Source organism: Candidatus Schekmanbacteria bacterium (assembly GCA_016219965.1).
Classification (GTDB): Bacteria; Schekmanbacteria; GWA2-38-11; order GWA2-38-11; family J061; genus JACRJM01.
This window is the reverse complement of record JACRJM010000010.1, coordinates 110331-134224: the sequence shown is the minus strand read 5'-3', so window position 1 is coordinate 134224 and position 23894 is coordinate 110331. Positions and strand designations below refer to the sequence as shown.

General features: G+C 41.2%; 23 protein-coding genes. 16 read left to right on the top strand and 7 right to left on the bottom strand.

The window, feature by feature from the left end; all coding sequences use genetic code 11:
• Positions 1–29: 29 nt before the first annotated feature.
• The 14 genes from HZA77_12200 to amrS all read left to right on the top strand — a co-directional run bounded on the left by HZA77_12200 (position 30) and on the right by amrS (position 15861).
• A complete protein-coding gene (locus HZA77_12200) occupies positions 30–590 on the top strand; it encodes a hypothetical protein (GenBank protein ID MBI5376192.1) in 561 nt (186 codons plus the stop codon).
• 197 nt (positions 591–787) lie between these two features.
• Positions 788–1807, top strand: coding sequence for a phosphate/phosphite/phosphonate ABC transporter substrate-binding protein (gene phnD, locus HZA77_12195; GenBank protein MBI5376191.1), 1020 nt, complete (start codon positions 788–790; stop codon positions 1805–1807).
• On the top strand, positions 1779–3248 hold the full coding sequence (locus tag HZA77_12190; protein MBI5376190.1) for a HAMP domain-containing histidine kinase: 1470 nt from the start codon (positions 1779–1781) through the stop codon (positions 3246–3248). The genes phnD and HZA77_12190 overlap by 29 nt, the downstream gene beginning before the upstream one ends.
• Before the next feature lie 30 nt (positions 3249–3278).
• Positions 3279–4655, top strand: coding sequence for a sigma-54-dependent Fis family transcriptional regulator (locus HZA77_12185; GenBank protein ID MBI5376189.1), 1377 nt, complete (start codon positions 3279–3281; stop codon positions 4653–4655).
• A gap of 384 nt (positions 4656–5039) precedes the next feature.
• Positions 5040–5198: a twin-arginine translocase TatA/TatE family subunit gene (gene tatA / locus HZA77_12180; protein MBI5376188.1), complete on the top strand. Its 159-nt coding sequence runs from the start codon at positions 5040–5042 to the stop codon at positions 5196–5198.
• Between the two features lie 17 nt (positions 5199–5215).
• Complete coding sequence (locus HZA77_12175; GenBank protein MBI5376187.1) at positions 5216–5914, top strand: IPT/TIG domain-containing protein; 699 nt, start codon at positions 5216–5218, stop codon at positions 5912–5914.
• Positions 5915–5946: 32 nt separating this feature from the next.
• Positions 5947–9174, top strand: coding sequence for a molybdopterin-dependent oxidoreductase (locus HZA77_12170; GenBank protein ID MBI5376186.1), 3228 nt, complete (start codon positions 5947–5949; stop codon positions 9172–9174).
• A gap of 31 nt (positions 9175–9205) precedes the next feature.
• Positions 9206–9775, top strand: coding sequence for a 4Fe-4S dicluster domain-containing protein (locus HZA77_12165; protein ID MBI5376185.1), 570 nt, complete (start codon positions 9206–9208; stop codon positions 9773–9775).
• Positions 9754–10341, top strand: coding sequence for a molecular chaperone TorD family protein (locus tag HZA77_12160; GenBank protein MBI5376184.1), 588 nt, complete (start codon positions 9754–9756; stop codon positions 10339–10341). The genes HZA77_12165 and HZA77_12160 overlap by 22 nt, the downstream gene beginning before the upstream one ends.
• 180 nt (positions 10342–10521) lie before the next feature.
• The gene (locus tag HZA77_12155) at positions 10522–11097 is read left to right on the top strand and encodes a 2-hydroxychromene-2-carboxylate isomerase (protein MBI5376183.1); all 576 of its coding nucleotides are present in this window, start codon (positions 10522–10524) and stop codon (positions 11095–11097) included.
• Positions 11098–11111: 14 nt separating this feature from the next.
• Positions 11112–11984 (top strand): patatin-like phospholipase family protein, encoded by an 873-nt coding sequence (locus HZA77_12150; protein MBI5376182.1) that lies wholly within the window; start codon positions 11112–11114, stop codon positions 11982–11984.
• A gap of 67 nt (positions 11985–12051) precedes the next feature.
• Positions 12052–13596 (top strand): AmmeMemoRadiSam system protein B, encoded by a 1545-nt coding sequence (amrB, locus tag HZA77_12145; protein ID MBI5376181.1) that lies wholly within the window; start codon positions 12052–12054, stop codon positions 13594–13596.
• 5 nt (positions 13597–13601) lie between these two features.
• Positions 13602–14657: a DUF362 domain-containing protein gene (locus HZA77_12140; GenBank protein ID MBI5376180.1), complete on the top strand. Its 1056-nt coding sequence runs from the start codon at positions 13602–13604 to the stop codon at positions 14655–14657.
• 67 nt (positions 14658–14724) lie between these two features.
• Positions 14725–15861 (top strand): AmmeMemoRadiSam system radical SAM enzyme, encoded by a 1137-nt coding sequence (amrS, locus tag HZA77_12135; GenBank protein MBI5376179.1) that lies wholly within the window; start codon positions 14725–14727, stop codon positions 15859–15861.
• A gap of 56 nt (positions 15862–15917) precedes the next feature.
• Here the strand turns inward: amrS and HZA77_12130 are convergent, their stop codons facing one another.
• Together HZA77_12130 and HZA77_12125 are read right to left on the bottom strand one after the other, a co-directional pair.
• The gene (locus HZA77_12130) at positions 15918–18281 is read right to left on the bottom strand and encodes a hypothetical protein (GenBank protein ID MBI5376178.1); all 2364 of its coding nucleotides are present in this window, start codon (positions 18279–18281) and stop codon (positions 15918–15920) included.
• A gap of 22 nt (positions 18282–18303) precedes the next feature.
• The gene (locus HZA77_12125) at positions 18304–19197 is read right to left on the bottom strand and encodes a radical SAM protein (protein ID MBI5376177.1); all 894 of its coding nucleotides are present in this window, start codon (positions 19195–19197) and stop codon (positions 18304–18306) included.
• Between the two features lie 108 nt (positions 19198–19305).
• Here HZA77_12125 and HZA77_12120 point away from each other — a divergent pair, with 108 nt between their 5' ends.
• A complete protein-coding gene (locus tag HZA77_12120) occupies positions 19306–19914 on the top strand; it encodes a cysteine hydrolase (GenBank protein MBI5376176.1) in 609 nt (202 codons plus the stop codon).
• A 26-nt stretch (positions 19915–19940) separates the two neighbouring features.
• Positions 19941–20369: an NUDIX domain-containing protein gene (locus HZA77_12115; GenBank protein ID MBI5376175.1), complete on the top strand. Its 429-nt coding sequence runs from the start codon at positions 19941–19943 to the stop codon at positions 20367–20369.
• A gap of 19 nt (positions 20370–20388) precedes the next feature.
• On the opposite strand, the gene HZA77_12110 is transcribed toward HZA77_12115, so the two are convergent.
• From HZA77_12110 to HZA77_12090, 5 genes are all read right to left on the bottom strand, one after another.
• Entirely contained in the window at positions 20389–21099 is a 711-nt protein-coding gene (locus tag HZA77_12110; GenBank protein MBI5376174.1) for a hypothetical protein, read from the bottom strand.
• A 204-nt stretch (positions 21100–21303) separates the two neighbouring features.
• The gene (locus tag HZA77_12105) at positions 21304–21501 is read right to left on the bottom strand and encodes a ChaB family protein (GenBank protein ID MBI5376173.1); all 198 of its coding nucleotides are present in this window, start codon (positions 21499–21501) and stop codon (positions 21304–21306) included.
• A 456-nt stretch (positions 21502–21957) separates the two neighbouring features.
• Positions 21958–22155 (bottom strand): hypothetical protein, encoded by a 198-nt coding sequence (locus HZA77_12100; protein ID MBI5376172.1) that lies wholly within the window; start codon positions 22153–22155, stop codon positions 21958–21960.
• Between the two features lie 22 nt (positions 22156–22177).
• The gene (locus HZA77_12095) at positions 22178–22705 is read right to left on the bottom strand and encodes a Mov34/MPN/PAD-1 family protein (GenBank protein ID MBI5376171.1); all 528 of its coding nucleotides are present in this window, start codon (positions 22703–22705) and stop codon (positions 22178–22180) included.
• 104 nt (positions 22706–22809) lie between these two features.
• On the bottom strand, positions 22810–23886 hold the full coding sequence (locus tag HZA77_12090) for a DUF362 domain-containing protein (protein ID MBI5376170.1): 1077 nt from the start codon (positions 23884–23886) through the stop codon (positions 22810–22812).
• Between the last annotated feature and the right edge of the window lie 8 nt (positions 23887–23894).

Here is a 23894-nt window from a genome sequence, read left to right as displayed (position 1 = left end):
ATTTTCAATTCGAATAAGGAGGTTTAGAGGTGTTTAATAAGGCTGTTGATTTTTTTGTAAAAACTGTGAGGAAGATACCGCACTTGACCTTCAAGGGATGGTGTGTGATAGGAGTTATTGCCATTATTGCAGGAAGTACGTCTTTTGTGGTTTTAGAACAATATACTACGACGAGACGGCAGTTCTGCATGGGCTGTCACTATAAGCAGGCTTATTCCGAATTCTGGAGGGAATCCAAGGTCCATCCGGAAAGTGTGAGATGTCCTGAGTGCCACACCAAACATGAACAGATAATCCCGCGCTACTATTCAGCTGATGATAATATGGTAACTCCTAACTGCATCAGGTGCCACGAGAATATTACAAAGACTAACGAGCAGATTGGGTTTAAAACTAATCCTCTTAATATTAAAATACCGCACAAGTTCCATCTTGAGGATGTAGGTGCGCAATGCACTGACTGCCATGCAAACATTTCCCATGACAAGGAGGAACCGCAGACTAACAGGCCCCGCATGGAGAACTGTTTCAAGTGCCATGAAAAAGAGGACACAAGAGAGTCGTGCCTCAAATGCCACTATGAATGGTAGAAAAATGGTGAGGAGAATTTTTTAAGGAGAAATAAATATCATGTTTGCAGCACTAAAAACTGTTTTATTGGCTTTTGGGATAATAACCTTTATTCTCTGCCTTGGGACTGTCTGCCTTTACTTGATGCAGAAATTCGAGCTTAGCAGCACCAAGAAACAGTAGACATAGAGCATAAAATAAACCATAAGAAAAACTTATGGTTAAAATTTCAGGACATCTCGTTGGGGAAAAGACTACTAACCTATTTATTTTAAGACTTTTCTTTGTTTTTGTAATTCCCTTCTTTTTGTTGATATCTGCATGCGAAGAAAAGCTCATTGAAACGCAAGAACACCGGATAATTCCAGGAGCAAAAAAAGAGAATAAACCAATCGTTAAATTTGGAGTAATTTCCCGCTATAACCCGGTTCTCATGTATAAGAGGTACCAGCCTATAATGGATTATCTTACTGAAAATACTCCCTACAAATTTGAATTAAAGCTTGGTTCCACCTATGAAGAGACAGTTGAGGACCTTCATTACGGAGAAACCGAAGTTGCTTCACTTGGTGGAGTTACCTTTGTGGAGTCATGGATTGCATTTGGGGCAAAAGCAATACTGAGAAGCAAGAACGTCTCAGGCAAAGGGTTTTATTATAGCGATATAGTTACAAGAGAAGATAGCGGAATAAACAAACTCTCTGATCTAAAAGGCAAGACATTTGCTTTTGCATCAATAAAGTCAACATCAGGGAACCTGTTTCCGAGGTATCTTCTCTGGCACAACGGAATAGGTCTTGAAGACATAAAGTATGTTAACCTTAAGCACCATGATGCAGTAGCAACAGGGGTTTTGAAAGGAAAGTATGCTGCTGGTGCCCTTAAAGATGTTGAAGCTGAAAAATATAGCCGTATGGGACTTAAGGTTATTTCCAGGTCTGATCCAATACCTTCTGTTCCTATTGTTGTGCGAAGTAATGCTGATCCGGAGATGGTAAGCTGGATTAAGAAAGCCTTGCTTAAAGTTAACCCGGTAAATACCAGAGACAGAAATATTGTAAAGGACTGGGATGAAGAGTTCAAGTTTGGTTTTATGGAAGCTCGGAACAGCGATTATGAAATTATAAGAAAGATGATAGAAGATATCCCGGTAAGCTGCGGAGGCACTTGCCATCCGAAAAATATCTTTAAAAACGGAGCTAGAAGAATTGGGAAAATGGATAAATCTCAAGACTAAGTTTCTCATATCAACCTCCCTCATTATAATATTAGTGCTTGCTGTTACTGGTTATATTCAAAAAGAGACGCAGAAGGAGCTTCTTGTCGGGAAAGTACTGGAGAATGGCCGTATCCTAGTAGAGTCAATAGCCATGTCCTGTGCCAACACCCTGCTCTATCAGGAACTGGGACTGATAGAGGAGGGCGGTCTCCTTGATAATTTCATAGATGAGCTTATGGAGAAAAAAGAACTTCATATACAGTATGCAATAATAGCCAATGAGAACAACCAGGTGATAGTGAGCAATGATTTTAAGATGCATGGTACGATGCTTAAGGACATTGTAAGCCTGAATTCTTTCAATTCTGACAGAACAATCGAGCAGGTATATTATGACAGCATCACTAAAAGCGAGGTTCTTGATATATCATCGCCGCTTTCCATTGCCGGTAAAAGATGGGGGACACTGAAAGTTGGTTTTTCTCTCGATTTTGTGAGGCCTGTCCTTTACTATTACTACAGGCGGATTATTCTCATTGGGCTTGCTGCCATAGTTTTGTCTGTCATCACGATTAATTACATTTTCAGCAGACTGACCGGACCTCTTATAAGCCTTTCTGGAAAAATAAAAGGGATAAGCAGTGCTGATGATTTTTCGAGGATCGAAGTTAAAAGCAGGGACGAAGTCGGAACACTTACTGAGGAATTCAACAGCTTCATGGAGAGGTTAAAAGAAGCAAGAGAGAATGTTCATGAAGCTCAGAGGAGGATGATAGCTCAGGAGAAGTTTTCGTCTCTTGGCAGGCTATCTGCGGGAATAGCTCATGAGATAAACAACCCTCTTGACGGGATAAAGGACTGTGTGCAAATGCTTGAGAGCGGAGTCAGGGATGAGGAGAAAAGAAAAAAATATTTCAGGATGACGCGTGACGGCTTGAAGCGGATCGAGGAAATTGTAAGGGGATTGCTTGACTTTGCCCGTGAACACCCCTTTGACATGCGGGAAGTCAGCATATCAGATATATTGTTTTCAAGCACCGAGCTTTTGAAATATAAACTGCGCGAAAAAAAAATAAATCTGTCAGTCGAAAACATACTGACTAACCCTGTTATAAGGACAGACACTGCAAAGCTGCAGCAGGTTTTGATTAATCTTTTGATGAACAGTATAGAGAGCCTTGAGCATAAAAATAGCGGAGAAATAACACTGCGCGTCTATGATTGTAGAAGGAACGAAGTAAACTTTGCCGCAATAGAGGTTCAAGATAATGGTGCCGGTATCAAAGATGAGGACAAGGATAAGATTTTTGAACCTTTTTTTACAACCAAGGGACCGCGTGAAGGCACCGGGCTCGGACTCTCGATAAGCCTTGGCATTGTTGAAGCGCACGGCGGTAAAATGGAGTTTGAAAGCGAATACGGGAATGGTACTCTTTTCAGGGTACTGCTCCCGCAGTGAGATAATATATGTGTGTGAGGTTTTGTTAATATGACATTGAAGATTATGGTTGTAGAAGATGAGGAGATAAAGAGAGAGACTATAAAGGACTTTCTTGAGGAGAAAGGATTTAATATTTTGGCATTTGACAATCCTGTCTCCACACTCTCGAACATAGGGAATTTTGACCCTGATATTGTAGTGTCAGATTTAAGGCTTCCCTCCTTTGACGGGATAACCTTGATGAAAAAAGCAAAGGAGATAAAGCCTTCGCTTGATTTTATCATAATGACGGCTTTTGCCTCAGTTGATACAGCGGTTGAAGCAATGAAGCAGGGGGCTTTTGACTATATAAAAAAGCCCTTTGAGCTTGAAGAACTGCTCGTGATTATAGAAAGGTTAATCAAGATAAAAGAGTTAAAGTCAGAAAATCTGCTGCTTAAGGAAAAGCTTGAAGATAAGTATGACTGCTGCAATATTGTAGGCAAATCAAAAGAAATGCGGGCTGTCTATGAGCTGATTGATTCAGTTTCTGACAGCTCCTGCACTGTTCTCATAAAGGGGGAAAGCGGAACCGGGAAAGAACTTGTAGCAAACGCTATACATTATAATAGCGTTCGAAAGAACGGGCCTTTTATCAAGATAAACTGTTCTGTTTTCAATCCTAACCTTCTTGAATCTGAACTTTTTGGTCATGAAAAAGGAGCTTTTACAGGTGCTATAAGAGAAAAGTCAGGAAAATTTGAATTGGCTCATCGCGGGACAATCTTTCTTGATGACATTGATGACATGCCGTTTGATTTACAGGTAAAACTCCTGAGAGTATTGCAGGAAAGAGAGATCGAACGGGTCGGGGGAAACAAGCCAATATCTGTTGATGTTCGCATAGTAGCAGCTACCAAAGTTGACCTTAAAGCAAAAGTGCAAAAAGGTGAGTTCAGGGAAGACCTTTATTACAGGATAAATGTTGTAAGAATAGACCTTCCTCCTTTAAAGGCAAGAAAAGAGGATATCTCACTGCTGTTTAATTTTTTTCTGAAAAAATATTGTGAAAGGGAGAAGGTAAATTTTCCGGAAATTAGTGGTGCTGCATTGACTCCTCTTTTTTCATACAATTGGCCCGGGAATGTGAGGGAGCTTGAGAATTTTACGGAGCGGCTCGTGACATTGAATAAGAGTGTTAGAGCCATAGATGAAAAGATGGTGCGTTCATTTATGCCTGAAAATGAGAGTTCATTTTTCGGAGATGTCATTTCTCTGATTAATGAGAGTAAAAGCTTCATAGAAATAATCGATCTTGCTGAAAAGGCATTATTGAAATGGGCTTTAAGAGAAGGCAATGGAAACAAGACTGCTGCAGCTAACCTGTTAAAAATGAAAAGAACAACTTTTTGCGATAAATTATTGAAACATGGGATGGAAGAGTAAATAGTACCCCTTTTTAACGGTTATCCGCTCAAACTCAGCCGGGAATCCGTTATCAATGTTTGTCCAATAAATCAAAATGTTATTTATATATTGAGCCCGGCTCTCATAACTTTATCGAATATTTTCCGTCACTTTGTCATAATCCGCATCTGAGTTTCTCATTATTCCATAATTTAACATTCTGAATTTCCTGCTTTTATTCTACTGCCTTTAATAAAAACTTCTTTCCGCATGACTGGCACATATTTTGCAAAAGTGTTTTCTGCAGTTAGCAGGTTAGGTACTGTGGTTTATCTATTCCACCCTCTTCCAAGAGGTATCCTCCAAAGTTCCTTGAGGAAGAGGATGGAAATAGAGGAGTTCTATTTTTCGGAGGATAATTTAATGTTAGGACTTGGGATTCAGGAATTATTGGTAATTTTATTAATAGTTTTTTTGATTTTCGGAATGAGAAAACTTCCGGAGATAGGCGAAGGACTGGGGAAAGGGATAAAGAATTTCAAAAGCTCTTTGAAGGAAATCAATTCAAATCAAAATGATTAATATGGGGAGGTCGAATTATGCTCAAGAGACACAGGTTATGGTTAATAGGGTTTTTTATTCTTGCCCTTTCAATACCTGCATATATGGTGTTTTCTGCAGGTAAACCCAAAGTCGTAACAGTGACACCCTCGGCAGGCTCTCTCGGCAAGACTGTCAAGATAAAGATCAAGGGATCTAATTTTACAAAGACTAAAGGGAATAACATATTAAATGTAGAATTCAATGATTCCCAGCTAGTTGTAAATTCTATAAAATATAAGTCCTCCAAGCTTATCGAGGCAAGTGTGATAATAGGACCTGAGGCAACATTAGGGAAAAAGAAAATTATTGTAACCAACCCCAACGGGAAGAAATATACAAAGGCAGGTGCTTTCAATGTTAAATCAGCGACTGTTGAAATAGAGGATTTTACAGGTTCCTATGTTTCAATTCATAACAGTACTTCTCAATCTTACAGGAACGACTGCACAAATTTTGCGTGCCATTTCAGCATTATGACTGAAAAAAGTCTTAAAGCATCGGTACCTACATTTCATATGAAAAAGCTTTCGCTTCCGGCAATTCCGGGGGCAACCAAAACTGTCAAATGTACATATTGTCATAAAACAACTGATATTGTTGAGGGCTCTGCCAAGAACATCCGCAGGAATGTTGACGTTGAGCTGTGTGTGACATGCCATAAGACTAAAACGTATGCAAAGTTTTACATGGAATAAAAAATTAAAAAGTTCAGAGGAGGAGAAATTAAATGAGCTTAACGGATAAAGAAAAGAAGAAACTCTTTGTGACAAGAAGAACTTTCCTGAAAACAAGTGCTGTTGCAGCAACAACCACAGCATTTATTGGCGGATTCAAGGTTGGAAATCTTGCAGCCCTTGATGATGACATAAACCCTGACCCGCTGGCTGATGCCGACGGGGTAAAGATAATAAGAACAGCATGCATGATGTGCAATGCGGGATGCGGTATACAGGTTAAAGTTGACATCAACGGCATAGTTCAGAAGGTGGAAGGCAATCCCTTCTGCCCCCACACCAATGATTATTCAACAGCAGGCGCAGAGGCGGTTCTTTCTGATATTACAGATCCTGATAAAAACTCGGGAACACCATGCGGCAGGGGAAATGCCGGTATAAAAACCCTCTATGATCCTTACAGAATAAAGAACCCGTTGAAGAGGACCGGCACAAGAGGTGAGGGGAAATGGGAGGAAATCTCATGGAGTCAGGCATTTGATGAGATAATAAACGGAGGAACACTTCCTGAGGGGGCGTTCGAAGGATTGAGCGCCATAAGAGGAACACCTGATTCATCCAAAAGGGCATCAGAGAAACTCACATCATCAGACACAAATTATGCAGATGAGGCAAAAAGCGGGGATGCCTCAAACTTTGGCTACAAGGCAAACCAGTATGTGTGGATAAGAGGAAGAGACCAGATATCCCAGATAACAAAGAGGTTTAATGACAGCTATGGCACTATAAACCATATAGAGCACAGTTCCCTCTGCAACACAAACTATGCGCTACCTACAAAGACCACATTCACTAAGCCAAAGAAGGCAGCTTACGACTACCTGAGAGTTGAGCTTGACAACGTGGAATATCTGGTACTTCTGGGGACAAACCCTCTTGAGGCAAATGTTGCGACCAATTATTGGGCAAGAAAGCTCATGAGTATGAAGGCAAAGGGCGGAAAGCTCATAGTGGTTGACCCCTTCTTTACGCACACTGCTTCAAAAGCTGACCAGTGGATACCCATAAAGCCCGGCACAGACCTTGCGCTGGTAATGGGTATTATGAGAAGGATTTTAGACCAAAACACGCATAGCAGCAGTTATCTTTCCATACCAAATGAGGCCGATGCAAATACGGCGGGCTACAAGAACTATACCGATGCCGCATATCTCGTTGAAACAGCGGAAGGGAAAGGCGAGAAATTCCTTGACGCCTCTGCCGCTGGACTCACTGACGGCGTGACGACTCTTGCCTCAGATATAACTACTTCAACTACTGTTATACCTGTAGCTGATTCAAGCACATTCCCGGCTAAGGGATTTATAAAGATAGGCTCGGAATTAATCTATTATCCTGCAAAGGATGATACAGGCAACACACTTGGCACATCGGGAAGCGGATGCACGAGGGCAAGTTTTAATACAAAGGCGGCTTCTGCGTCAACAGGTGCATCAGTGGTAGTTCCTTTTACAGTAAGGAAGGATGACGGTACTATAACCCTCTATTCTTCAACTTCCACAGCAACCCTTGATTTTGAGGGTACGGTCAACAGTGTTGAGTGCGCAACTTCCTTTACGCTCCTTAAAACACAGATAGAAAGCAAGACAGTCAGCGAATGGGCAGCACTCTGCGATGTAAGCTCAACTATTATAGAGGCTATTGCTGATGAGTTGTCATCAGGTACAAAAAAATCCTGCGTGGAATCTTACAGGGGAGCATGGGCACATCCAAATGGTTATCAGACAGCGCGGGCAGTGATGATTCTCAACACCATAATAGGAAGGGTTGACAGAATCGGAGGATATTGCACACGTGCCCGCTTTGGAGGGAAAGATGCCTCGAAGCCTGTATCAAGCAGTCTTACAAGCGGGATAAGAATTGACAGGGCAGGTTCAGCATATGAAGGCATTGCAACAACTCCCACAAGACAGTGGTATCCTGCTGCAGGCGTTGTAACGCAAGAAACTATACCGAGTGCTGCTGTGGGCTACCCCTATAATTGCAAAGCTATGGTGATTTACTGCCATAACCCAGCATACACACAGGCTAACAGCCAGGGAGTAAGGGATGCTCTTGTAAAGAAAAATGGGGAAAAGTATGTGATACCGCTTTTGGTGTCATGTTCTATATTCATGGATGAAACAGCGGCATTGTCTGACTATATTCTCCCTGATACCACATATTTTGAGAGATATTCACTGCCATTCACAAGCTATCCGACTCTTAAGACAAAAGCCGGCACAATAAGAAGACCCGTAATAGGCACGTACAAGGAAATCACGATCGATGGAAGGTCTGCGCGGATATATGTGCCTGCAGATGCCACTTTGACGGGAAGTTCCTTTGCCACAGCAGCAGAGCTCCTTGCAGCATGGAGCGGACCAATGCCTTATGATGAACAGCTCGTCCAGATGGCAAAGCTCCTCGACCTTCCAAACTTCGGGGCAGATGGAATGGGGACAGGGAAGAACCTTGATACTGCTTATCAGATCTGGGATGAAGTTTTAAAGCTTGGAGATTTCTCATCGGGGCTTGGCGATGAAGGAGCAACCGGTGTTCCGGGCGACAGTTCTGTTGAATATATACAAATGGCAGGCAGATGGGAAAACCCTGCACAGGTTGAAGACTCAAGCGCTACAGGCTGGGTCAAGAATAAGTACGGCGACCTGATAAATATATTCTGCGAGAAGGTTGCCCACTATAAGAACGCATTTAGCGGTGAAGAATATTCGGGAGTGCCTTTATGGGAGGAGCCATACGTCGGACTTAAGGGGGCGGAAATAGATGATACCGAATATGAATATACTCTAAGTACATATAAAAGGGCATGGCATACCCAGTCTAGGTCAACAAGCAATGAATGGGCGCTTGAGATTCAGCCTGAGGGATTTGTATATCTCAATACAAGCGATGCTGCCGAACTCGGAGTCCTGACCGGAGACATAGTTGAAATATCATCTCCAAATGGCAGCAGCATAAAAGGGAAAGTTAGGGTAATTGCAGGGCTTAGGGCAAAATCAGTTGTTGTTGACCATCACTTCGGCAGGGAATGGTTTGGCTCGCAGCCTTATACTGTTGGAAGCACTGCCACAGACTATAACGCCAAGATAGGAGCAGGTCCGAACGGAAATCTTGTGCAGAGGGGTGATCCGGATTTTGCAGATACATGCCTGACAGACCCTATTTCAGGGCAGGCATGTTTCTATATAAGCAAGGTCAAAGTTGAAAAAGCTATATGATTATTAAAATAAATTGAAAGGAGAGATAAGTATGAGCCAGCTCGGATGGACCATAAATTTAGGGAAGTGTGTAGGATGCAGGGCATGTGCCATGGCATGCAATGCTGAATTGAATACTAATAAAGGTGCAAGGTACAGGCAGGTGATTGAAAAGCAGGGAGGAGACGAGTCTGCCCCCAAGAGACTCTTTGTGACGATGTCCTGCTTCCACTGTGACGAACCTGCTTGCCTTAAGTCGTGCCCTGTTGGCGCCATATCAAAGGATGACAATTTCGGGATAGTGCTTATTGATCAGGACAAGTGCATAGGTTGTAAGTACTGCGCAAAGGTTTGCCCTTATAGCGCTCCGCAGTTTAACAGCGAGACCGGCAAGGTTGAAAAATGCACATTTTGCGTTCACAGAGTGCTTGATTCCGGGCGTACGAGTCTCACAGGGCTTAAGCCTGCCTGTGCAAACACCTGCATAGGAAAAGCTCTCAGCTTTGGTGAAGATGTGGGGAATACCGGTGAAGCACCTGTCAAATTTTCAGACAGAAAACATACCAATCCTTCTGTGACATTTGAATGGGGGAGTGACGATTGGAACATAACACCCTGGTGAAGGAAGAAACAGCAAACCGAAACTCATTCTATGCCTTTTTTGCAAGGGCATTTCTTGAGCCACCTGATGAAGAGTTTATCGCTGCCGTAAAGGAATTTGTTCCGGAGCTTGAAACAGATTCAAAAAGTGAGCTTGTACAGGAATACCAGCGGCTGTTCAGAATCCCCTACAAATCCTATGTGACACCTTATGAGTCTGTTTTCAGAAATGGAAGCAGCAGACTTTGGGGGGAATCCACTATAAATGTAAAGCAATTCTATTGCCGGTTTAAGTTTAACTATGCAGCGAAGTATAATGGACCTCCTGACCACATAGGCTTGGAGCTCGCCTTCATGGCTTGCCTTTGTGAAGAGGAGGAAAAATTGTTGTACCAGAAAAATAATAAAAAGAAGGTTGAAAAGCTCTTGTCTGCTGAGAGTGCTTTCCTCAAGGAGCATCTTCTCAAATGGGTGCCGATGCTTAAGGATAAGATTTGCAAAAATGCTTCATGCCAATTTTACAAGACTCTCTCATCAATACTTCTTGAGTTTTTAGAAAGCGAAGCCATTAACCTTTCTCTGCAGTAACTCTCCAAAGGTTCTTGCTCCAAGTATTTATAATGCTGCCATAATATTCTTTATGGGACTGGCAAAAGTGGTTTAAAGAATAGATCTGGCATTTGAACATTCCATGGTTTCCATTGTCTTAAAAAAAGATATCAGATATATCTTAAGGAAAGTTTGATAAATTATTTGGAGGGATTTGACATGAAACTGCAATACTATTTCAGCACTACCAGTCCTTTCTGTTACTACGGCAACAAGAGAATTTTTGACATGGAAAAGGAATTCGGGATTAAATGGGAACTTAAGCCATATGTAATAGAGCAGCCTGCAGATTCATCTCCACCTGACCCTAAGGAATTAAAGCACATGACAGCCGATATCAGGCGTCTTGCCGGGTATTACAAACTTGAACTTACATTTCCTAAAGGTCCGCCCAAGGGTTCTCTTCATAAGGAATGTTTTTTCATCGCTAATGATGCAGGCAAAGGCAAGAAGTACCTTATTGCCACAAACCATGCTTTCTGGGGGAAAGGGATTGATATAAGCGAGATAAATGTTCTTGCGGATATTGCCAAATCCATAGGGCTTGATGAAAAAGAGTTCAGAGAAAAGTCTGGCGACCCATCACTGAAAGAGCGCCTTAAGAAATCAACAGAAGAAGGAAATGCAGATGGAGTATTCGGAGTTCCCACTCTCATAGTCGGCAATGAACTTTTCTGGGGACAGGACAGGCTTGAGCTTGTAAGGGCCGAACTGGCAAAGGTCTTTAAAAAATAAACTTCACGGAAGTCATGAAAAAATTTTATTTTTTTATTATATCGCTGGTTATTATCTCCGCATGCGCGCACAAGGAGGTTGTTGTTAAACCTCCGCCAAAACCCGTAAAAATAGCTGTTGTTCTCGGTGCAGGTGCATCAAGAGGCTTTGCCCATATAGGGGTGCTGAAAATCCTTGAAGCGAATAAAATTCCCATCAATATGGTTGTCGGAACAAGTGCAGGAAGCTTTGTCGGAAGCCTTTATGCTTATGGCTACGATGGCTTTGAACTTCAAAAGATAGCGCTTACTATGGAGAAGGATGTCATTGTGGATTTTACCATACCTGATAATGGATTCGTGAAAGGCGAAAAGATAGAAAATTTTATCAATAATGCATTAAAGAATACGCCAATAGAGAAACTGAAAATTCCCTTTTATGCAGTTGCAACAAAGATTCCCGAGGGGAAAGAGATTGTGTTCGGGAAAGGGAATACAGGTTTGGCTGTGAGGGCTAGTTGTTCTATCCCCGGGATATTCAGACCTGTGATTATCACTGACAAGATGTATATAGACGGAGGGGTTGTAAGTCCGGTGGCGGTTGATGCTGCCAGAAGGCTGGGGGCAGATGTTGTAATAGCTGTAGATATATTGGCTGACCTTGATAAAGAGAAGCCAACAGGAACAATAGACACCATCTTACACTCCATCAACATCATGTATTCAAAACTTGCGATAAGCCAGCTTGCCGATGCTGATATAGTTATAAGGCCGAAGGTAGGCTACATAGACACAACAGAATTCGAGAAAAGACACGAAGCTATCATCGAAGGAGAAAAAGCCGCTCTCGAAGCAATGCCTCAGATAAACAGTATAATTACGGAACTTAAAAATCAGGGAAGGCTTTGAAAGAAACTCAAAGCAGCGAAGTCCCATCTTTATTTGAAATAAATCCTTTTTTTTATATAATGAAAGCATGAAGCAGTTAATTAAAGCTGTTGCTGTCATGTTTCTTCTTTTGTTTGTTTCTCCTTCCTGTGCAAAAGCCCAGACTGAGAAGAGTGAGCCAACTGTTAGACCATCGGCGCTTGCAGGCTCCTGGTATCCGGCAGATTTTCAAACACTTGCTAAAAATATAAATTCCTATCTTCTTTCCAATACGGGCAGTAGCAGTTTAAAAAAGGAAGAGACAGAGCCTGTCGCGCTCATAGAGCCGCATGCAGGCTATGTATATTCAGGCAAGGGTGCTGCTGCGGGTTATAGTTATCTTTCCGGCAAAAGCTATGACAGGGTAATAATAATTGCACCTTCCCATTATTCCTATTTTAGAGGGATTGCCATTGCCCCTGTTGATTACTTTGAAACACCATTGGGAAGAGCGAGTGTTGACCGGCAGACATGCGATGCGCTTTTAAAGAAAAAAGGGTTTTCATCAAACCTTGAGGCAAACAGACAGGAACATTCCATAGAGATCCAAATTCCTTTCCTTCAAACAGTGCTAAAGGATTTTAAGATAGTCCCACTCCTTGTCGGTGATGTGGGCGGCAGTGAGTATGATGAACTTGCAGAGGCCATAAAACCTTTTGTTGACAGCAGGACGTTGCTGATAGCGAGTTCTGATTTTACCCATTATGGACCTAATTTTAATTATGTCCCTTTTGGTGAACCGGTTAAAGAGAATCTAAAGAAACTTGATATGGGTGCGGTTGAAAAAATAATCGCAAAAGACTCTGATGGCTTTATAAAGTATTTCACTGATACAGGAGTGACTATATGCGGCAGAGCTCCAATCGCAATACTGACGAGAATTCTTCCGGCTGATTGCAAGGGGGAACTTGTTTCCTATTATACGTCAGGAGATGTTACGGGTGATTTCAAAAGCAGTGTAAGTTATGCAACGGTTCTATTTTATAAAAAAGTTTATAAAAAAGCTTTAACAGGAGGTGAAGTGGTGGATGGATTAAAACTAAATACTGATGAAAAGAAGATGCTGCTTGATTTAGCAAGGGCGACATTGCGCCGTTATCTCAAAGGAGAAAGCGTAGATAAGTCCTTCATAAATAATTTCAATGTATCTGATAAGCTCAAACAAAAACGCGGCGCTTTCGTGACGATAACAAAACACGGCATGCTTAGAGGATGCATCGGTTATGTTGAAGGAATAAAACCTCTCTACGAAACCATTGTTGATAATGCAATTAATGCTTCCACGAGGGATCCGCGTTTTGAGCCTATGAAATCATCTGAGGAAAAAGATTGTGATATCGAAATATCGGTGCTCACTGTACCTGTCCCGGTTGCTAATGTTTCTGAAATAGAAGTTGGCAGAGACGGGCTGATAATCGAGAAAGGGTGGAGCAGGGGGCTTCTCCTTCCGCAGGTGCCGGTTGAATATGGATGGGACCGTGATACTTTTTTAAGACAACTCTGTGCCAAGGCAGGATTGCCTTCCGATGCATGGAAGTCAGGTGCGAAGATAATGAAGTTCGAAGCACAGGTTTTTTCAGAGCATGAGAAATAAGCAAAATGAAGAGAAGGAAATTCGTTAAGGTTACTGCAGGGATCAGCGCCGGTTTTATTGCAAGTCTTCTTAAAAATATAAGTTCCGCAGAATCCATTTTTGATACTCTTATTAATAAGATCAATAATAAGATAAACCCCTCTGGTGAGAGCGGCACGGTTCTCAGAAGCACACCTAAAATCCAAAAAAAGCCTGTTGTCGCAGTTTCAAAACGGGGTGACATTAGAGACAAAAACGGAGAGCTCCGAGGCGATGTTCTCCGCTCTATGTTTGATGAAAGTATCAAAAAGATTTTTGGGGTTACTGACCCCCGCGATGTATTAAAGTCACTTTTCCCCGGCACTGATACAATAGGCATAAAAGTCAATTGCCTTGCAGGACGGGGGCTCTCATCAAGCAGGGAACTTGTAGAAGCAGTGATATCAAGCCTTCAATCTGCCGGGATAGAGCGGGAGAGGATAATTGTCTGGGACAGGACAGATGATGACCTTATTCGTGCAGGGTTTACGGTAAACCGCAAAGGAAATGATGTTCTCTGTTTCGGAACAAATAATCTCTATGAACCGGAGCCAAGAATGAGCGGTTCCGTTGGAAGCTGTTTCAGCAGGATACTTTCAGAAAGATGCGGCACCATAATAAATATTCCGGTGCTGAAAGACCATGACCTTGCCGGTGTCTCGCTGGGGATGAAGAATTTTTACGGAGCTATTCACAATCCCAACAAATATCATGACAATGCATGCAATCCCTATGTGGCAGAGCTTAACATGCACCCACTTATAAAGGACAAAGTCCGGCTCATAGTCTGTGATGGTACCACTGCGCAGTTTCAGGGAGGTCCATCTTATAAGCCGCAATGGACATGGGATTTTAACGGCATACTTGTTTCGGAGGATCCTGTGGCGATAGACCGCATAGGCTTCGACATAATTACTGAAAAGCGCAGAGCAGCAGGGCTTAAGCCCTTTGCCGAAGAAAAGCGCGACCCTAAATATATAGAAACAGCAGGAGATATGGGGCTTGGAGTTTTTGATAAAAGCCGGATAAAGATAGTTTCATGATTATTTAGAAAGACAGCGTCCTCATCCCAAATTGAAAAATCCTTTCCAAAGGGCTATCTTATAAAACATGGACAGACGCAGGTTCATAAAATGTGCAGTTGCAGGCGGCTGTATATTTGCCGCAGGTGATATTGCTTCGAATCCTATCCTTCTCTTATCTGAAGCAGGCGAGACGGCAGCAGGGGGAAATCGCTCTCTTAAAGAGTGCATGTATTATAAGAAAATCGACCAGCTTCGTGTAGAATGCCTGGTGTGTCCGCGAAAATGCAGGATTGCAGATATGGAGCGCGGCTACTGCGGCAACAAGGAAAATCATGGCGGCACTTATTACAGTTTAGTATATTCAAGACCATGCGCGATTCATACAGACCCGATAGAAAAAAAACCTCTTTTCCATTATCTGCCGGCAACTACGGCATTTTCACTTGCCACTGCGGGATGCAATGTTGAATGCAAGTTTTGCCAGAACTGGGAGATAGCCCAGTTCCGACCAGAGCAGGTTGAAAGCGTTTATCTCACCCCGGATGATGTCCACAAAGAGGCGGCAAAACAGGGCGCCCGCTCCATTGCCTGTACATATTCCGAGCCGGTCGTTTTTTACGAATATGTCCACGACATCGCTGTGCTTGGGAAAAAGACAGGAATAAAAACCGTTATGATATCAAACGGCTTCATTGAAAAGGAGCCGATGCAGGAACTTTGCAAACACTTGGGAGCCGTCAAAATAGACCTCAAGGGGTTTACGGAAAAATTTTACAAGGACACATGTAGTGCTGAACTTAAGCCTGTCCTTGAAACATTAAAGCTTTTAAAGCAGAGTAGAATCTGGTTTGAGATAGTTGTGCTTCTTATCCCGACGCTCAATGATTCGCCGGCAGAGATAAGGCAGATGTGTTCGTGGATAAAAACGAATCTTGGCACAGATGTACCTATTCATTTTACACAGTTCCATCCAACTTATAAAATAAAGAATCTTCCTGTAACCCCTGTCTCAACACTTGAGATGGCAAGAAACACTGCTATGGCTTTTGGCTTGAACTTTCCTTATGTAGGCAATGTTCCGGGGCACCCGGGGGAAAACACCTACTGTCCTCAGTGCAAAAAGAAAATAATTGGCAGGGTTGGTTTTTACATCACGGATGTTTCGATTGAAGGTGGAAAGTGCAAGTTCTGCAAACGACCGATTCCCGGTGTCTGGGGGTAAATTATATTACACGGCACGTTCGGGGAACGTGCCCTACGACGAATAACTATATTGCTCTACGAAATAATTGTAGGGTCTGCTCCCCGAGCAGACCGACGTTGCTCCCTGCCGAAAAAAAGGAAAACAGTCCATAAAGCTGCAATAAGAAAATTGATAAAGCCAATCAGATAACATGTAAATTCAATGCCGAGGATAGGGACGAGGATTACCCCTGTTGCTATGGCTCCAAAGAATGCCCCCAGATGGTCCATGTTGTCAACTGCGGCGGCAGATTTCTGAACACTCATACCTGTAAGCGAAAGAATCCTCCCTGAAAGAGGAAACTGAATTCCGGTCAAGAACCCTGAGACCGGAATAAGAGTTAAATATGCAAACTCCTGCATGATGATATTTCCTGCTTCCATTGCGATGAAAGATTTTAATATTTGAGGCAAGGCAATTATAAAAAACATTATCAGCAATTGATTTAAAGCTATGGCTCCCTGACATTCGATCAGCCCGCCCTTATATTTCATCCCCGCAAATCCGCCAACCGTAAGTCCTCCCATGAATAGTGCAATGATAATCCCTATGAAGCTGTAGAGATAACCGAATATGCTCTGGAATGAGAAAAGCAATATTATGCTCAACGCCATTCCTGAAAAACCTGTGATGAATATGGCGAGCCTTGTGTTGAATGAAGCCTCATTGAGTATATTTTTCCGGCGGGTGAATAAAATATAAAAAAGCCTTACTGAAAAAAATAAAAATGGTATAGAACAATACCAGATGAATTTAATCTTTCGTAAGAACTCCGCGAACTTTGCAAAAAAAGTAATCCCTCTTCCTTTTACAGAGTAGAAATCCCACAGCATGAGGTTATAAAGATATGTCACAGGAGCCATATCAGTATTTGCAGCTAGCGTTGAAGATGATGATAACTTGCTTTTTATGAAGGCAACTCGTTCAGGCTGGAGGAGAAGATTGAAATGATAAGGGGTAAAGTAAGAGCTTTTGATGCCGCGAGCTTTAAATCTTTCAGCAAGCTCGCTTATATCAGAGGTCGGCGAGCTCTGTGAATCGCCTCCCATTAAAAACATTCTTTCTCCGGGTGCCGCAACTATATTTTTAAAGACACCTTTAAGCGAGTTGTAAACTGAAGCAGCATAGAGAAGCTGTTTTCCTGCAAGATAGGTGGACTGTGATGAGATGGATGTTATAAATATTCCTCTATCGTTTAATTTTTCTTTCGCCTCCCTGAAAAAATCTTCTGTGAACATTCTGTTAATCATCGCATTAGATGGATCGGGAAGGTTTGAAAATATGATGTCATAGTGTTCAGACGATTCTTTTATGAAATATCTTCCGTCGGTGTTGTGGATGTGGAGCCTACTGTCTGCCATTACCCTCAAGCTTTCCTGCGGAGCATATTTTGTTATTAATTTTATCAGGTACGGATCAAGCTCTACATAGTCAATGCGCTCTACCGGGTATAAAAGCATTGTCTCGACTATTCCGGCGAGTCCATCCCCGATAAGAAGTATTTTTTTAGGATTGGGATGTTCATTCATTATGAAATTTCCGGTCAATGAAGCACCATATTTGTCAGGAAATGAAAAGGAATATATACCGTTAAGATAAATATTGTATTGACCGCTGTTCCTGCCAATGGAGATGTTCTGGTACTTTGTGTCAGCAGATTCTATGAGTTGAATATCACCTCCAAGGCTTTGCCATCGTTTTTCTATTGAGAATGAGCTAATCCCAGTGGACAGGCCTGTTACTAAAGAGATGAAGAATAAAATGGCAATTACACCAAATAGCAATGGTCTGAATTTTACATGAGATATCGCAGGATAAAGAAGCGCGAGGAGCAGGAAGGCACTGGTATTTAAGAATATCAGTGTTTCAAAGGTTGAAAAATAGATAACAAAGAAAAAAGTATAAAAACATCCCCCCGCAAGGCTTCCGGCAGCTTCGGCGGTATAGATTGTAGTTATGCTGCTTTCTTTTTCCGGTGTTGCGGTCTTCTTCATCATGCAGAAAATAGGAAAGGTAAAACCCACGAAAAAACTTGCTGTGCTGATAAGTATTATTGAAAGAAACAGGAGCTTGATAAAAGGGATATACTCTCCGGGCTCAACATTAAGGAAAAATCTTGCATACCGTATTGCCAGTATTACAGGAAAAGAACTTAAAGGCATGAATATCAATGAGGGAAGAAGGAATTGTTCTGACTTTTCCGATTTGATTTTACCGGCTAAAAAAGCGCCTATTGATATACCGCATAACCATCCGGAAAGAGTAAGACCAAGGCAGAGCTCGCTGCCGAACGAGACAACAAGTATTTCACGGACTATTGCTGACTGGAGAGTAATGCCATAAAAGCCGGTAAAAAAAGTAAGAGCTATGATGGCATTGGATGATGTCCTGATAGACATGCTTTCCCCTTAGTCGCGAAAATTATCTTATCTCTGTGAACAGCGAGACACAGTGCTCTCCGAAACAGCCGGCATGGCGAAGCTCTGCTGAAAGCCGGTTGTTCTTTTTAAGGATTGATTCATAATCATCTTTAAGGATATTTCCCGGCACAATGTCTTCCCTGTGAAAGCATGGGATAATCTCTCCGTCGCAATTTAAAACAAGAGATGTCCCTCCCATGCCGCACACTTTTGGCCTGCCGGGCTGATTAGAATAAAGCGAGAGAAGAAGCTTCACAAAGGCAAGAGTATTAAATGATTTTCCCCATTCAAGTAAAACATTCTTTAAGTTATCGAAATCTTCAGGGAGAAGGTTCGCAATGGACAAATTACGTGCTTTTTCGTTGGTTTTTCCACTGAAAGATGGGATAAAGGCCGGCTGAATTATAAGTCCTTTCCCCATCTTGCGGGTAAGCTGCAAAGCTTTTTGTGCTAATGAAAAATTCACTGATGTGAGAACAAAGATGAAAGTAAGTGGGATCTCCATATCCTCTGCGGCAGAGGTGATCTTTCTTTCAAGTTCCATTTCATCAGCGCTGTCGACATGAAGAGAAACTGATATTGCTGAAAGACCGCTTTTCTTGAGCTCCTTCTTTTTCTCGTAAGTCAGGAGGTCTCCGTTTGTGAGAAGCAATGTAAAAATATCAGCACTTCTAAGCTCTTTTATTAATCTTTCCAGACCGTCAAAAAGAAGCGGCTCTCCTCCGCTTAAGATTGCATTGGCAAGCCCCTGTTTTTTGAGAAAATCAGTAAAGCGGAGTATATCTCCGGAATTGAGCCGCTCATTCCTTTTCCTCTGGTTTCCTGTGTTATAAAAACAGAATGGGCATGCGCGTGTGCATTCAGAGTTCAACACTATGAAAAGCAGCTCTATCATTTGTAATTGTAAGTTAATAAAAAAAATCTTGATACATTATATATTTGTAATAGGTTAAGTCTACAAACGTGTTTGCAATATTAAAAGAAGAAAAACAAAGGTAATAAAATGGATGAATTTGGCTGCCCCTCGTTTGAAGAAAAAATAGCGCCTGTGCATACCGCAGTTATCGTGGTGGATGTACAGAATATTTTCTGCTCAGGAGAATTAAAGCCTTTGACATCAGGGATTGTGTCGCCCATTGAAAAGTTTCTCCGCACTGCGAGAAAATATAATGTTCCAGTGATTTTCATTAAACAGGATGTTACTGCTTTTAAAAAGTCTCCTACTGCAAGAGAGATAATAGTGAGAAATGGAAAGGCTCAAATTCTAAAAGACAATTCTATGGACGAATGGGCAGGGGAGCTTTGCATCAAGCCTGAACAGACTGATATCATATCTCCCAAGACTGCATACAGTGCATTCTTCAATACTCCATTTGAGGCAACTTTAAACTCGATGGGGATAAAAACCATAATTGCAACAGGCTGTGCGACCAATGTCTGTGTTGAGACAACTGTCCGCGATGCCTTCATGAGAGGCTTTTATGCAATAGTGGTTAAAGACCTCACGGCATCATATGACGCAAAACAACACGAGTCAGCTCTTGAAAATATAAACACCAATTTCGGCGAAGTGAGGAGCTCTGGCGAAGTCCTTGCAGTCTGGGAGAGCTAGCTTTAACAAAGAGAGTTTGAGAGTTCTTGATTACTGTCAAAGAAATTTATGCTGAGTGTATTGTCCTTCATAAGGACAGCGCACTGGGAACATTTGTGCTTCTTGTAAAGTCTCCGGGGGAAAAGTGGTTTTTCCCGAGAGATAAGCTTCTTGCAGGGGAAACTGTAGAAGCTTGTGCTTTAAGGGCACTGCGGGAAAAAACAGGAGTCAATGCAGTTCTTAAAAAGAAAGTGGAAGACCGGATATACTGGTACTCTAATAAAACCAAAACCGGAAATCCCGTAAGGATTTTAAAGAAGATATATTTTTTCCTCTTTGAATTTGTCCCATCGCGGGCTACAAGCAATTTGAACATAGCTCATGCCGAGTGGATCTCTGCTGATGAGGCGCTGTTCATGCTTTCAAACGAGGGCGAAAAAAACACCCTTAAGAAATGCCTTGCTCCCGGCAAATAGATATTTTTTATAACAGGGCTTAAAACGGGAAATCTTTGAAGAACCTTTCAGCCCAGTCGTGTCCGAAGAAAACAGTTACAGGTCCTTTCCCCGGGTCATTTTCCTGATATACCTTCTGGTAATGCTTTTTGTAATCATCTATCTCTTTTTTTACAGCAGGGTCTGTGATTGGTTTTGCGTCTTTGAGGTAACTGATGTAAAGGTCGAGATATTTATTAAAAGCTACTTCTATTTCAGGTTCATATTGTTTCTCGCAGCGTATGTATAACTTATAGCCAGACTCAAATTCCCTTCCCCATTCTGATAATTCCTGTTTTGCTTCTATTATTTTAGGGATATTCTGCCAGCTTTCAAAAACCGGTTTCATTGGTTCAATATATTTTTTCATGTAGTCTTCTGTTCTTCTCCACGGGGTTATGTCAAGTATTGCAAATGTTCTTCTCACAGACTCGACAATATCATAGGAAAAAATTGGAAGGTCGTAGATATCTTCAGGGACGATGACGCCATTTCGTACATATACGGCTCCTTCTGCATTCAGCTGCGCGAGCCTTATCTTCTTTATCTTATCGCAAGAGTAGGCTTCATAGACATGCTCCATGGTGGCCCCATCTTTTTCCTTCTTGATGTATTTAAGGTCATCTTCAATCTCAATCGGCTTTAAATTATACAGAGCAGAAAAGCGGTTTTTCACTATCTCATTGAAACGAAGCTTCATTGTCTGGGTCATGATCAATCTCCTAATTGTAAAAAATTAAATAATAGTAATTATTATAGTGTGCATATAAAGTTATTATGAAAAAAATGTAAAGAAGTGTTTGTGATTTGTAAATTGAGGAAATTTATTGGACAAAAATCAAGATAAGAACAAGTTTTAAAAAAATACAATGATACATTTTAAATATCGTATCCATAGGTTAAAGCCATTTTCCCTTCAATGAGATTTTATCTCAAGCAGTAATTCCGTAATGCTTCTGCGTACTGCTTTCCATGCATACTTATGTGATTTTTCATCATCTCCGGCATAATATTCCCATGCAAAGTTGTAGGCATCCCTGTATATCTCCTGCGCTACATCTGGTAGAATTTCCTTAATGCTTCTTGGTATGTTGTTAAGTTGTGGATAATGCATTTTCCCCCTCCTTTTAGAGTAAAATTTATTTTCTCTCTATTTACTATTGCAATTGGCATGCCAGAAAGCAGATTTGGAAAATGGGAAAAGTTATTCTTTAAGGCAGGAAAGTTTTTATCCTTGAATATCAAAGAATTAAAGTTGTGTTTGATCTATTTAAAGGAATTTTTATTGATGAAGAAATTTAAGATTCTGAAATTTGCTGTCAAAATAGTTTCGATTGTGGAACTTTTTGGTTAAGAATCGTCAAAAAGATACCTTGTAGTTCTTGTAAAATATTTAACAGAGAGATTAGTGAAAAAGTAATGACAAGAGGTTGGCAAAAAAATTTTTATAAGCTGAAAATTTTTTGATTTTTATTTTAGAAACAGTTTTTATCTTGGAAACACTTAGTTCTCTGAGTGTAAATCAGGATAAAAAAGGTTTTGATGAAATATATAAAAATAAACAGATAGTTTACTGATTGTCTTTTATAAAATTGGCAACAGACCTGTCCCAGGTTTTCTCACCTTCTTTAGAAAAAAAACATCCGGGTATTTCTTTTCTGCGGCGGTGGTATGCTATACATTCACAGCATATTCCTCTTTTCTCACAAGAGTAAGTGCATGTACAATCGCCGAGGTTTTTTTCCTTGTTAGAGCATTTACTGTTCATTTTTTGCCATCCATAAAATTTATCAGATGTAATTCCAGTTAAAACCTAATCCGAAGGGGCAGCAAATTTTTCCAAGAACAGGGTTGTTAGTATTCTCGTCTCTATACCATGCAGCGATTTTAAGAAAATATTCTCCCACTGTTCCTGACATCGTCCCATTGCGGTTATAGTTCCAGACCTGTGACTTGGCTCTCTTGTTTATCTCGATTATGAAATAGACTCCGCCATTCTTCATTTCCACAATATCTTCCTTGCTGGGAACAAACCCCCCCTTGTTATCACCAAACTGGGTGTGTGAATGAAAATCGCCTATTAGCTTTGCAGGGCTTCTGACGTGTTCCAGAAAATACTCTATCCTTCGGTGCGCATTGTGATTTCTTTCAACCTCTGATGCGTATCTTTCACAGCTCTGATATGCTATGGCATTTTCAACTATAAAAGAATTTTCACTTCTGTAGCCAAGAAGTATGCCTAAGGTTTCCTTGCGAAAAACTTCAACTGCGGCAATAACCATGCTGAGAAAGGCATTTTCCGATATAAAAACTTCCATTTTATTCATGACAAGTGCAAACTTAAGAAAAACTTATCATTTTGTAAAGAAGTTTTTCAGAAAACTATTTTTTAAATATAACTTATTGAAATATAAGAATATAATTATGCAATAACATGCTCCCGCACTGTTATCCTCTCTATATCATTTATACCGAGGCCTAATTTTGCAGCTGAGGCTATATGTCCTGCAAAGGGTGATGAAAGAGGTTTTCCCAGTTCAGATGCTTTTTTATCTATTATATTAAGCCCAATCGTATCAATGGCTACCAAATCAGCTGATGCAAGTATCTGATTATTAATCCATTGCGGCGGACCAAATGGTCCTCCTTCATAAAGCCCAAGCAATCCGTCAAGAATTACAAATCTGGTTTTTCCTTTTATTACGGGGGAGTTGTTAAGCTCTGCAATCTGGGGGTTGCCGTTTCTCGCATGCATATTCTCTATGACTTTAATAGCATCCAACCCTTCTACCGGTGGAAGATATGCAAAATCCATTAATGGTATGTATCCGAATGCACTTTTTAAAGAAAGTGTTACCCCTGCTTTTGTCGCATTAGCAGATGCCGGGTTTACAGCATTTTTAAGAACCGGAACATTAATGATATAATCTGACATCTCTGTCAGCAATCTCGACAGGTTCAATTCCATTCCAATGCTTGGTATGGTTGCTTTGATATTTTTATCAAATCCTATTTTTTTGTGGTCATGGCCAAAACAGCGCACCCCTTCATTACTGTCATTAATTTTGTAGCCTGTTTTTAGAAATGATGCGTCAAGCTTGTCCCATATAAGAATATTTGATGGTTTAATACCGGCAGCTATGAGGCTTTCTGTAATAGCATACGTAACTTCAGGATGTGTTGGAAGCTTTAGATTCGTTACATTAACTTTTAAACCGATTGTCTGCCCTTCTTTGTAATCATGAAATATCTTCTGCCATGCGTCAGCGGATTTTTCTTTTCCGGTTGCAAGAACTAGGGCTTTTTCAACCATTTGTTTTACCCTTGCTGCATCTATCTTGCCATCTTTGTTCACTGACAGGTTGTCTGTAACGACTGAAACCATCGAGTTTGCTACGCTGGTATTCAATAAATCCTCTGCAAAAAGCATATTTGGCAGTCCCGTTGACAAAACCAGAGCACCTGCACCGGTTCTTTTAAGAAAGGTTCGTCTGTCCATTATTTGGT

Excerpts from the sequence above, each read along its gene's own strand:
- HZA77_12165 (MBI5376185.1), top strand. The coding sequence starts at position 9,206 with ATGAGCCAGCTCGGATGGACCATAAATTTAGGGAAGTGTGTAGGATGC.
- HZA77_12140 (MBI5376180.1), top strand. The coding sequence starts at position 13,602 with ATGAAGAGAAGGAAATTCGTTAAGGTTACTGCAGGGATCAGCGCCGGT.
- HZA77_12105 (MBI5376173.1), bottom strand. The coding sequence starts at position 21,501 with ATGCATTATCCACAACTTAACAACATACCAAGAAGCATTAAGGAAATT.
- HZA77_12095 (MBI5376171.1), bottom strand. The coding sequence starts at position 22,705 with ATGGAAGTTTTTATATCGGAAAATGCCTTTCTCAGCATGGTTATTGCC.
- HZA77_12175 (MBI5376187.1), top strand. The coding sequence starts at position 5,216 with ATGCTCAAGAGACACAGGTTATGGTTAATAGGGTTTTTTATTCTTGCC.
- HZA77_12100 (MBI5376172.1), bottom strand. The coding sequence starts at position 22,155 with ATGAACAGTAAATGCTCTAACAAGGAAAAAAACCTCGGCGATTGTACA.
- amrB (MBI5376181.1), top strand. The coding sequence starts at position 12,052 with ATGAAGCAGTTAATTAAAGCTGTTGCTGTCATGTTTCTTCTTTTGTTT.
- amrS (MBI5376179.1), top strand. The coding sequence starts at position 14,725 with ATGGACAGACGCAGGTTCATAAAATGTGCAGTTGCAGGCGGCTGTATA.
- tatA (MBI5376188.1), top strand. The coding sequence starts at position 5,040 with ATGTTAGGACTTGGGATTCAGGAATTATTGGTAATTTTATTAATAGTT.
- HZA77_12170 (MBI5376186.1), top strand. The coding sequence starts at position 5,947 with ATGAGCTTAACGGATAAAGAAAAGAAGAAACTCTTTGTGACAAGAAGA.
- HZA77_12130 (MBI5376178.1), bottom strand. The coding sequence starts at position 18,281 with ATGTCTATCAGGACATCATCCAATGCCATCATAGCTCTTACTTTTTTT.
- HZA77_12120 (MBI5376176.1), top strand. The coding sequence starts at position 19,306 with ATGGATGAATTTGGCTGCCCCTCGTTTGAAGAAAAAATAGCGCCTGTG.
- HZA77_12185 (MBI5376189.1), top strand. The coding sequence starts at position 3,279 with ATGACATTGAAGATTATGGTTGTAGAAGATGAGGAGATAAAGAGAGAG.
- HZA77_12150 (MBI5376182.1), top strand. The coding sequence starts at position 11,112 with ATGAAAAAATTTTATTTTTTTATTATATCGCTGGTTATTATCTCCGCA.
- HZA77_12155 (MBI5376183.1), top strand. The coding sequence starts at position 10,522 with ATGAAACTGCAATACTATTTCAGCACTACCAGTCCTTTCTGTTACTAC.
- HZA77_12110 (MBI5376174.1), bottom strand. The coding sequence starts at position 21,099 with ATGACCCAGACAATGAAGCTTCGTTTCAATGAGATAGTGAAAAACCGC.
- HZA77_12125 (MBI5376177.1), bottom strand. The coding sequence starts at position 19,197 with ATGATAGAGCTGCTTTTCATAGTGTTGAACTCTGAATGCACACGCGCA.
- HZA77_12090 (MBI5376170.1), bottom strand. The coding sequence starts at position 23,886 with ATGGACAGACGAACCTTTCTTAAAAGAACCGGTGCAGGTGCTCTGGTT.
- phnD (MBI5376191.1), top strand. The coding sequence starts at position 788 with ATGGTTAAAATTTCAGGACATCTCGTTGGGGAAAAGACTACTAACCTA.